This window comes from Verrucomicrobiota bacterium, from assembly GCA_037139415.1.
GTDB lineage: Bacteria > Verrucomicrobiota > Verrucomicrobiia > Limisphaerales > Fontisphaeraceae > JBAXGN01.
In genome coordinates this window covers 1-10,568 of sequence record JBAXGN010000234.1, presented here as the reverse complement: position 1 = coordinate 10,568, position 10,568 = coordinate 1, and the positions used below count along the sequence as shown (strand labels likewise).

At 57.7% G+C, this 10,568-nt stretch carries 8 protein-coding genes; 3 read left to right on the top strand and 5 right to left on the bottom strand.

Annotated features, from left to right (window positions below):
• Positions 1–31 precede the first annotated feature (31 nt).
• A complete protein-coding gene (locus WCO56_26535) occupies positions 32–220 on the bottom strand; it encodes a hypothetical protein (protein MEI7733158.1) in 189 nt (62 codons plus the stop codon).
• A 141-nt stretch (positions 221–361) separates the two neighbouring features.
• Here WCO56_26535 and WCO56_26530 point away from each other — a divergent pair, with 141 nt between their 5' ends.
• The 3 genes from WCO56_26530 (at position 362) to WCO56_26520 (ending at position 3,835) form a co-directional block, all read left to right on the top strand.
• Complete coding sequence (locus WCO56_26530) at positions 362–2,314, top strand: sodium:solute symporter family protein (protein ID MEI7733157.1); 1,953 nt, start codon at positions 362–364, stop codon at positions 2,312–2,314.
• A 24-nt stretch (positions 2,315–2,338) separates the two neighbouring features.
• A complete protein-coding gene (locus WCO56_26525; GenBank protein MEI7733156.1) occupies positions 2,339–2,560 on the top strand; it encodes a hypothetical protein in 222 nt (73 codons plus the stop codon).
• Positions 2,561–2,662: 102 nt separating this feature from the next.
• A complete protein-coding gene (locus WCO56_26520; protein MEI7733155.1) occupies positions 2,663–3,835 on the top strand; it encodes an aldose epimerase family protein in 1,173 nt (390 codons plus the stop codon).
• A gap of 139 nt (positions 3,836–3,974) precedes the next feature.
• On the opposite strand, the gene WCO56_26515 is transcribed toward WCO56_26520, so the two are convergent.
• From WCO56_26515 to WCO56_26500, 4 genes are all read right to left on the bottom strand, one after another.
• Complete coding sequence (locus WCO56_26515; protein ID MEI7733154.1) at positions 3,975–7,940, bottom strand: hypothetical protein; 3,966 nt, start codon at positions 7,938–7,940, stop codon at positions 3,975–3,977.
• 289 nt (positions 7,941–8,229) lie between these two features.
• Positions 8,230–8,958: a hypothetical protein gene (locus WCO56_26510; protein MEI7733153.1), complete on the bottom strand. Its 729-nt coding sequence runs from the start codon at positions 8,956–8,958 to the stop codon at positions 8,230–8,232.
• 85 nt (positions 8,959–9,043) lie between these two features.
• Positions 9,044–9,640 (bottom strand): hypothetical protein, encoded by a 597-nt coding sequence (locus WCO56_26505; protein ID MEI7733152.1) that lies wholly within the window; start codon positions 9,638–9,640, stop codon positions 9,044–9,046.
• A gap of 52 nt (positions 9,641–9,692) precedes the next feature.
• Positions 9,693–10,304 carry a hypothetical protein gene (locus WCO56_26500; protein ID MEI7733151.1) on the bottom strand — a complete coding sequence of 204 codons (612 nt, stop codon included), beginning with the start codon at positions 10,302–10,304 and terminating at the stop codon, positions 9,693–9,695.
• Between the last annotated feature and the right edge of the window lie 264 nt (positions 10,305–10,568).

Genomic DNA, 10,568 nt, shown 5'->3' with positions numbered 1-10,568 from the left:
TATGTCCGGGCTTCTTAAAAAAACTGCTTTTCTAAGTCCGACAGGCTGCTAGGCGTTCCAAGTATTGCCGTCCCAACGGGTATTTCCCGCCAAACGTGGCCGCCAAATCCTGGATAGCCAGCCGCAGTGAGGCGGGATCGGCCATCGCCGCCATCAGGCTGCCGAGCAACACCAGCAGGACGCCGGTCGCCGGACGAAGCTTAATCAAGCGCGTGAACATGGTTCCAGCTTACCCAACCCAACCGCTCGCCAGCAACTCTAATCACCAGTTTTCTCGTTGCCAAATTGGCGTTGCCCAAAATACGTATGGATCAGGGTTGACAAGCCGCCCTTGAATCAGTAACAACATGCCCATCACTATATGCATATAGAACTAGGTTGGATTGATTACGCGATATTGCTGATTTATTGCCTGGCGGTCGTGGGCATCGGCTTCCTCCTCAACCGGTACATGAAGAGTTCCACGGATTTCTTCCTGTCCGGACGTTCCATCCCCGCGTGGGTCACCGGGCTGGCCTTCATTTCGGCCAACCTGGGGGCGCTGGAACTGGTCGGCATGGCGGCCAGCGGCGCCAAGTACGGCATTGCCACCTGTCACTTTTATTGGGTGGGCGCCATCCCCGCCATGATCTTCCTGGCGGTGTTCATGATGCCGTTCTATTACGGCTCCAAGGCCCGGTCCGTGCCGGAATATCTCAAGATGCGCTTTGATGAACGCGTCCGCTGCCTGAATTCGCTGAGTTTTGCGGTGATGACGGTGTTTGCCTCCGGCATTTCCATGAACGCGCTGGCGAAGCTGCTTAACCAGTTGCTCGGCTGGGATTATCACCTGAGCCTTTGGATTTGCTCGGCGGTGGTGCTGGTGTATGTGCTGAAAGGCGGCTTGACCTCCGCCATTTACACCGAGGTGTTGCAGTTCTTCATGATCGTGCTCGGGTTCGCCCCGGTGGTGTATCTCGGGTTGAAGGATGTGGGCGGCTGGGAAGTGCTAAAGACTAAGTTGGCCGTGGTCGCACAGCATCCTGCGGCAGTCGGGTTGCCGGGAACGGCTGAAACCACATTTGGGAGCAATTCCTGGACCAGCGCCTGGACGCCACTGTTGGCCGGGCCGGACGCCAACCCCATGGGGGTGGATTGGTTCGCGATGCTGTTCGGCTTGGGTTTCGTGCTTTCCTTCGGGTACTGGTGTACCAACTTCCTGGTGGTGCAGCGCGCCATGGCTGCCAAAAACATGGGGTCCGCCCGGCGCACGCCGATCATTGCGGCGATTCCGAAGATGCTCTTCCCGATCCTGGTCATTCTGCCCGGCATGATTGCGGCCGCACTGGCCTTGGGCGGGAAGGATGGCTATCGTCTGCCACCCAAACCGCTCGACAACGCGCTTTACGAGAAGATGATTCCGGCGGTCCAACAGGCTTCCGCCCAGGGATTGCAGGGGGAAGCCACGCTGAAAGCCGTCACGGATGTCATGGGCAAGGATGCGAAGGATTATAAACTCAGTCCGGCCAAGATCGCCGCGCTCGTGGTGGAAAACAAGGCCACGCCGCTAGCCAAGGAAGCCATGAAAGACCGCCTGCAGGACGCCGTGACGGAAACCGATTTTGACGGCGTCATCCTCTCGCTGGTGAAAAAGTATTGCCCCACGGGACTGCTGGGACTGGCGCTGACGGCGCTGCTGGCCTCGTTCATGTCCGGCATGGCGGGCAACGTGACGGCGTTCAACACGGTGTGGACGTATGACCTCTATCAGGCGTATATCGCCAAGGACCGCACCGATGCGCATTACCTCTGGATGGGGCGGGCAATTACGGTGGTGGGCATTCTGCTGAGCATCGGGTGCGCCTATTTTGCGCGCATGTACAACAACGCCATGGACATTATCCAGTTGGTGTTCGGCTTTGTGAACGCGCCGCTGTTCGCGACCTTCCTGCTCGGCATGTTCTGGGCGCGCACGACCGCCACCGGCGCTTTCCTGGGCTTGCTGGGTGGCATCTCCACCTCCGCCGTGGTGCATGGCCTGACCATGGCCGAGGGCAAAGGCGGTTGGATGGGACATGCGTTCTTTAACTTCAAGTCCACCATGGCGCAGAACTTCTGGCTGGCCAGCTTCGCGTTCATTTCCTGCTTTGTGCTCACGCTGACCATCTCCCTGGCCACGAAACGCACCAAGAGCGATGCGGAACTGAAGGGCTTGGTCTATTCCATGACGCCGAAACTGGTACAGGATGAAAACGAGGCCTGGTACCTTCGCCCGGCGGTGGTCGGGGTCATCCTGCTGGTGGCGTGCGTGATCATCAACCTCTATTTCTGGTAACCCAAACAAGCAAGAAACCATTTTATGGGACTCGACATTCGTTTGCCAATCGGAATCATGTTCTCACTCGTGGGCGCCCTGCTGGTGCTCGCCGGCATCTCTGCCAAGCCGGATGATTTGAAGCCCTCGCTGGGCATCAACATCAACCTTTGGTGGGGATTCATCCTGCTGGTGTTCGCCGGCTGGATGCTCTTCATGGCGTGGCGCGTAAAATCCGCGCCGCAAAATCCAGCGCCCAAGAAATAGCCGCCCTGAATGGACCAAGGCTGTCGCATGAAAATGCGAGGCCACGGAACAATTATTTAGCTGACAACCCCGGCATTATACTCTAACCACGTTCTGGCATTTATGAAAATTCAAACCTTAGCCTTGGCCTTGGCGCTGGCTGCCACTCCGGCAACCCTGCTCCTTGGCGCGGATACCCAACCGGCACAACCTGCTCCTGCTATGAAATCTAGCGTTGAAAAAAGCTCTTATGGCAAACTGCCTGACGGCACCGAGATTGGCCAATATACGCTGGTCAACTCCAACGGGCTCTCCTGCAAAGTGATCACCTTTGGCGCAATCATCACCGAACTGCGCGCGCCCGATAGCACGGGTAAAATGGGCGACATTGTGCTCGGCTTTGACAACCTGGATGGTTATGTGAAGGGGCATCCCTACTTTGGCGCCGCCATTGGGCGCGTGGCCAACCGCATCGCCAAAGGCCAGTTCAAGCTCAACGGAAAATCCTTTTCCGTCGCCACCAATAACGGCCCCAACCACCTGCATGGCGGCATCAAGGGCTTTGACAAGGTCGTCTGGAAAGCCGAAGTCTATACGAACCAGCTCGGCCCGTGCGTCAAGTTCACGTATCTCAGCCCCGATGGCGAGGAAGGCTATCCCGGCAACCTGACGGTTATCATTCTGTACACCCTCACCGAGAAAAACGAGCTGCGGATTGATTACATGGCCAAGAGCGATAAAGACACCCCGATCAACCTGACCAATCACAGCTACTTCAACCTGAACCCCAAGGACAAGGAGAACCAGGCCGACATCCTCGGGCATATCGTGCAGTTGAACGCCAAGCGGTACACTCCAGTGGATGACACCCTCATCCCCACTGGCGAATTGAAAAAGGTTTCCGGGTCCCCCATGGACTTTACCAAGCCGATGCCGATCGGCTCGCGGATTGGCAAGTTGACCAATACCCCGCGCGGGTATGACCATAATTACGTCCTCAAATCCGAGGTGAGCCAGTCGCCCGAATTCGCGGCGCGCGTCTATGAACCGGAAAGCGGTCGTGGGATGGAAATCTACACCACCGAGCCCGGCCTCCAGTTCTACACCGGCAATTTCCTGGACGGCACGTTGACCGGCAAAGGCGGCGTGGTCTATAAGAAGCACTTTGGCTTCTGCATGGAAACCGATCATTTCCCGGATTCCATCAACCATCCCAAATTCCCCACCATTGTCCTGAAAGCCGGCGAAACCTACACCCAAACCACCATTCACAAGTTCCTGGTCCGAGTTGAGTAATCTCCGGGAAAATTCCTTTTCGCAAAGACCGTGCCCCTGGCACGGTCTTTTTTTTACTCAAATGGTCTTGGTCCCCAACGTGTCGATGGTTTCCTGATAGAGGAAGTCGGCAACACGAATGGTTGCGGCACCCCGCATTTCACTCCTTCTTAAAGGTAAACTCGCCCCAGGTATCTGGGTAGATCCACGCTTCCAGTGGCTCATCGTTGACGAGATTCGTGTTGGGATTGGCCCAGTAGGTGCGGGCCACGTTCAGCATCCCTTGGGCATCCGAGGAAATGAAGCCCACATCGCCGCGAATCGTCATCCCCGGCTGCGGGGATAATCCCAGCGCGCGCCAGGGCAGAACGGCTTCGATGCGATAGCGGGCGCCTTCCACCTTCACGCTCACACGCGCCGTCGCCAGCGGCTCCACCCGATCAAATTTTTTCGTGCCCACGGGGGAGGTGTAGGCCTTGCGGGCATTGGCAGGAGCAGCCTTATCCACCGGCACCATGAGCACCGCCAGCGGCTGGTTTTGACCGGGGGCGATCAGCACGCGCACGTCGCCAGCCTCCGGTTCCCGGTGCGGTTTGACGCCTGCCCGGGCACTGAATTGCAGATCCACCGCATCGCCCGTCTTGAAGAGCCGGGCAAAATCGCGGCCCTCGTTGCGCCAGGGCGAGCTGTCCTGCACGTCAAATTGCACGTAGAGATTTTCGGCGTCATACGCCAGCTTGACGGCGGCCCGGTCGGGCTGACCCTCGCGACCGACATTCAGGGCGGGCACTTCTTTCCAGAAATCGCTCTTGCCCTCCATGGGCTTGCCGGCGGGAGCGGCAATAATGGTGTACTGCCGCGTTTGCGCGGCGGCCTTGGCGCGCTCCGTGTTTTCCTTGTCGGCTTTCAAAATGGCCGGCTGATTCAGCGCCACGGTGCCGCCCGTAAAGCGGCGGATGGTCTCCAGCCCGCGCACCTGGAGAATCATGCCCGCTTCCCGGGCCATGCCGGTGGTGAGCCGGATTTTGCCATCGGACTGCCTGCCAAACCAGCCGTTGAACGGCTCGCCGCCTTCAGTGAAGCCTTCCATGGGGAGATTCAGCAGCGCCGCCTCGCGCTCCGGCAGGGAATCACCCGGCAGACGGCCATCCTGGAACATGGCACCTACGAAGAGTCCGTCGGTGGTGAACAGAAAGTCCTGCCCCAGATTACCACGAATCAAAAAGACGTTCCCGATGGTGTCGTCCACATGGGCGACGCCGCAGGTTTTCAACGGACCGATCAGCAGGCCCGGCTTGGGCATCGGTGCGCGGTGCGAACCATGCACGCTGTGGTAGGGGTTGGGATAGTCCCATTGCACCTGGCCGGAACGGAGGTCGAGCCCGGCCAGCACGCCCGGCACATCGCGGGAACCGCCGGCAAAAAATACCAGGCGCTCCTCTCCCGGCACCGGCACCAGGTCGGCGCCAGCCAGGCGTTGGGAAAGCGGGAAGCGGCCATCCAAGCCGTAGATCGGAGCGCCGTCATCGGTGAAACCCAATGGCTGGTAGCGAGCCAAGCCATCGGTGTAGATGCTCATATCCTCGCCCAACCGGCCGCCCCAGCCATTGCCGAGCCGCAGCCCCGGTTGCGAGCGTTTGTTGCCGGGGGCAAGCTGGGCGCGAATGATGGCGCATTCGCCGCGCTGCACTTTGCCATCCCGATTGGTATCGTTCCACAGGCAGACGTCATAGGGATCCAGCCCCGCCATTTCCCCTGACGGCTCCTCCAGCACCTCGCCGTGATGCGACAAGCGACCGGAAAGATGGCCCACCAGGCAGAGCGCGGCCACCGGTTGCCAACGGCCCTTGCGTTCCATGAAGATCACGTGCCCGGTGCCCTCATTGGCGGTGTCATGCGCGTACAGATATTCGCGCGGCTGGCCGCTGGCAGCACTGCGAAAACGCTGGGGAAGCGCGTTGCCCCCGGTAGCCAGGGTAAAACTCTCGCCCTTCTCCGGGTCGGGCACCCAAAGAATGCGGGAGATTTTCCACGTGCGATTGGTTTTATCGAGTTGGAACTCAATGGGACCACAGTAGGCGAGCGTGGGATCCTGCTCGTGCAAATAGCAACCGACACCCGCATAGCCGGTGTTACCCAGATAATCCCGGATCAACTTACCGCTGCGCTCCCACACCGACACCCGGCGCGGGTAGCTCCAGTTCTCCACCACCCACACCCGGCCCCGGCTATCCACGGACACAGAACTCATTCGCATCATCGCCTGTTCATCATACGCGCCACGGATGGGGCGGCCGCCTTTTTTGCCGCAGGCATAAACCAGCTTGCCTTTGGGGCTGAAAACCTTCACCTGGCTATCCGGACCGGCATCGGCCAGGACAATATTCCCTTCGCGGTCAACCGAGAGCGCCACGGCTTTGTCCACTTTGGGGGTGGCGATGGGCGTGAGCGTCCCGCTATCGCAATGAATCTGATGCACTTTCCCCCCCGATAATCCGTATAGGGTGCCGTCCGTTCCAAAAGCGATTTCGCTGGGATCGGCCACCTCGAACTGCTTCAGGACAGCGGCGGATGCGGCATCCAGCACGACCAGTTTACCGCTGCTCAAGGCCAGAACCAATTGTCCCCCATGCACGGCCATGCCGGTGACCTTGCCGGGCTCGGGTTGTCCGAGAATCTCGGTCAAAGGCAGGTCGAAGGTGCGCGGTTTTCCGTCGAGGATAAAGGGCTGGGTGGAACCATCCGTCACCCGGAACCGGCAAATGGTTTCCTTGGTATACCAGCTCACCACGTAAGCATAAACGTAGGTTGCGTCCGCCGTGACTTTTCCCGCTCCCCGCTTTTCCCCCCAGCGCTTGCGCCCATCCGGATCAATTCCCCAGATGCCTGATCCGCCCTCCACGACGGGACAGGTGATAATCATCCAATCGCCGGCGGCGGTCACATTGTTGGGACCGGTATGATCGGCTCCCCAGGCTCCGCTACCGTCCTTGGTCTGCCAGGGAGGCGTCCCCGGATTGTAAAAGCACATTTCATATTGGGCGCCCAGCCCGCGATGAGTGAGGCCCCGAACCTGATAATTACCGGGGGTGACCAATCGGCCGAAATCGTTCAGGCAATCCCAGTTGACCTCCACAGTGCGCGTCGCTCCCGATTCCCGGCTGCGAACGGCGTAATCCGCCGGATCACAATCCGCCGCCAGCGTGCGCACCCGCCGCCCGTTCGGATCATCCAGCACCACCGTAAAACGGGCGGCATCCTTGGGAATGGTCACCCGCACGGGCACAGTGCCTTCCACCCGCCCGCCATCGCTCACATACTGGCGCTCCGGCACATGCCCCTGCGCCATGAGCCGGGCATCGCCCCAATCCTTGCGGGCACTCCAGAAGAACTCGCGGGAGGTGGCACCCGGCTGCATATTATCCGCATACCGGTGCACCGGCCAGGTTTTGCCGGTCGCATCGCCCCACATGAATTCCAAGCCCAGCCTCATCACCAGGTCGGGACGGATTTCCGGCACCGTCCGGAAGAGCAGTTTCCATGGAATTTTCATTTCCTGGGCAAAGCCGCGCCCGTCGTCATCCATGCGGTAAGCCAGTTCGACTGCCTGCCCCAGTTGCGTGCCGTTCTCGGGGGCCGTCAGTAAAATAGTATCCTGCCCCAGCCGTTCATTGGTTGGATCCTTCCAATAAGCGAAGTGCATCACCGGCTGCTTCTTGCCGGTGTAGTACCAGGTGGTAATCCACAAAGGGCGATCGGTCAGCACGCGCATCTGGCAGGCATCCGCTTTCCAGCCTTCATTGGGATTGAAGGCCGGATCAATCATATTGAACATCGGCATGGGGTCTTTCCACTTGGCAGCCAGGTACAGGTACTCCGCATCCCACATGCCCGCAAATTCCACGGAGTAACGGCTGCGCACAGAAGTATCAACAAAGCACCAGATACGCCCGGACCAATCCCAATCTCGCAGGTCGCCATCAATGGTCACCTTGCCCGGCACGGGGAGCACCCGCAGTCCCTCGTTTTGGCTTTGGCGCCCGATCATATTTTCGGCCGCCCTGGCCGGCAAACCAGCCAGAACCGCCAGATTGCAAAGCAACACTACAAGATTACGCAACTTCATATTATTGCCCCTTCCGGGATTTGAAAGCCTGATCGTTGTCTTGGTTTGTTATTATGGAAAACAGGCTAAATCCCGCTGCAAAACCACACAAGCCCGATTTTGCCTTATTTCTCCGCCATCTCCTTGGCCGTACCGCTCCGGGCGCATGCCCGAATGACCGGGCAACCTCACAGGCGGTTGCAGCAATTGGGGCGGCGGAAAAGGTGGAATGCGAGGGGCACGAGGCGCGACCACCGGAAAACCGCCAGAAGTGGCCCGGCACCCTGAAGGGTGTGCCAGAAAAGTTCAATTACGATACCTTCTTAGCTGGTTTGGTAGTTATTTTGGGAACAGCATGCTGACTCTCAAGCGCCTCCTGTAATATCTGTTGTACATCAGGAGGATAACTTTTTAGAGGATGATACTGGCTAACAGTTGAAAGGATTTCTTCCGAGCTGCAAGGAGATTTAGAACGCACCTCCATCTTTAATAAATTGAGTTCAGCGCGAAGTTCGAGCAATGTTTTGTCCTGCTCTGATATTTTTTTCTTTTCTGAATCAGGCCTTACTTCCAAAAATGTAGGGAGAACAGCACTCAACTCAGATGCCATGATTTCATTAACAGCCTTGGTGATCTTTTCGCTTAGTTTTTTATCCCATTGAGGTTCGTTTTTATTATACAGAATAATTCGCAATGCACGTAGATCAAATGGAACGTCATCAATCATTTCAGCCACTAAAATTGCAGGTTTTGCAAGTGCATGGGCCAAACCTAACTCATAAAGCACATTAGGATTCTTTCCTGTAAGATCAGCTAGAACGAGTTTTGCTTTTTTAGTGAAATTCCAGATATCATTTATAATAGTACCTGACCGATAAACATCATCTGCGCGAATCGGATTAAGATGTGCAGCTTCAATGGCTGGCTTATAGATTAATTTATGATACTCATCAAACCACCCACCAAATGGCATGATGATAAAGCACGTTTCACGACTGGTATCTGGCTTTCCAGATGGCGTATTTTCTTCTGGTTTCATAGTCGAGTTAGATGATATGCGTTTTTTAAATGCCTAACAAAGATCGCGGCGGGTGTCAACCCGCCATGCCCCCCGATTTTACAGGCTAACCTCCGTACGTCACACTCACAATTTCACTGGCCACGCCGATCTCATGCTTGCCCTTTATCCCGCACGCCATGTACTCGCGTATCTCAGGCACGCCCGGCTGCGCGAGCGGCGTGTAATCCCAAAACGGCGCACGCGACTCATCCCCCAACTGCCGCCACTCCGCCGCCCCGCGCAGCCGCATATAAAACATCAGCCCGGATACTCCCTTCTTTTTGAAATCCAACCGAATCCGCCCCCCCTGAAGCCGCACCCGGATCACCGGCTTGTAGGTCTCCGGATCGAACGGTGCCGGCGGCTCCTTCAACCGCAGCTTCTCCTCACCGCCGGACAGGGGATACGGCTCCAACGTCTTCCAATTCCGCACCCGCGCGCGAATCAGCCGCAGGTTCGGCTGCTCGGTGGCCAGCTCCGCCTTGCGCAGTTCCCTGACTGCGGCAACCCCGGCATCCGTGTCATCCATCCTGGCCAAAATGGCTTCCGCCGCCGCCTTCACCTCGGCAATCGCCTCGGGCGTTGTGCCAAACTTCGCCGCCTCCTTCGCCACCTGGTCACGCAAATTTTCCAACCAGGGACGCCGCCGCTTTCGCGTCATGGGAATGTAATCCATATCAAATCATCATTATTAAAGGACCAAACCACCACCCTCACCCGCCGAACGTCACGCTCACAATATCACTCTCCACCCCCACCTCATCATCATTGACCAGCCCGCGCGCCATATACTCACGCACCTCCGGCACCCCCGGTTGCGCCAACGGCGTGCCATCCCAGAACGGCGCGCGCGTATCCACACCCAGCTTCCGCCACTCCGCCACCCCGCGCAGCCGCATATAAATCGCCAGACCGGTGACGCCGCGCTTGGCGAAACCAATCCGAATCCGCCCCGCCGCGATCCGCACCCGGATCACCGGCTTATACGTCGCTGGCGCGAACACCGCCGCCTGCCCCTTCAACCGCAGCGCCGCCTCGCTGCCGGCAGCCGGGAACCCCTTCAACGTTTTCCAATGCCGCACCAGGGCGCGCAACTTCGGCAACGTCTCCCGCTCCTCGGCCAGTTCCGCTTTGCGCGCTCCCCGAACGGCGGCCACCAGCGCATTCGTCTCCTCCAGCCGCGTCACCAACCCTTGCACCAACTCTTTAAACTCCGCGACATCGGCAGGGGCTGCGCCAAACTTGGCCGTCTCGGCCTCCACGTTCTCCGCCAGGTTTTTATACCACGGATAACGCAACTTTCGGGTCTTCGGGACAAAATCCATACGTGATTATTTCCCACATAGAACCAAAACCCCGCCAACCTGTCAAGGCCGCAAAATAATTACCCATAGCCGTAAATATTAAGGCACGAGACGTATATTTGTTAACTCGTGCCTTATTATAATTGGTCTTGGCCTAAACTTATTTCCACAAGGCCGCTAATATTTTGTCATGAACCATATAGTTAATGTCTTTATCCATAATTACTTTGGCCTTAGTGCTTATCCGCAAATAAAAGTTGCCTTTTTCGCCGTGCTCTGTCAATT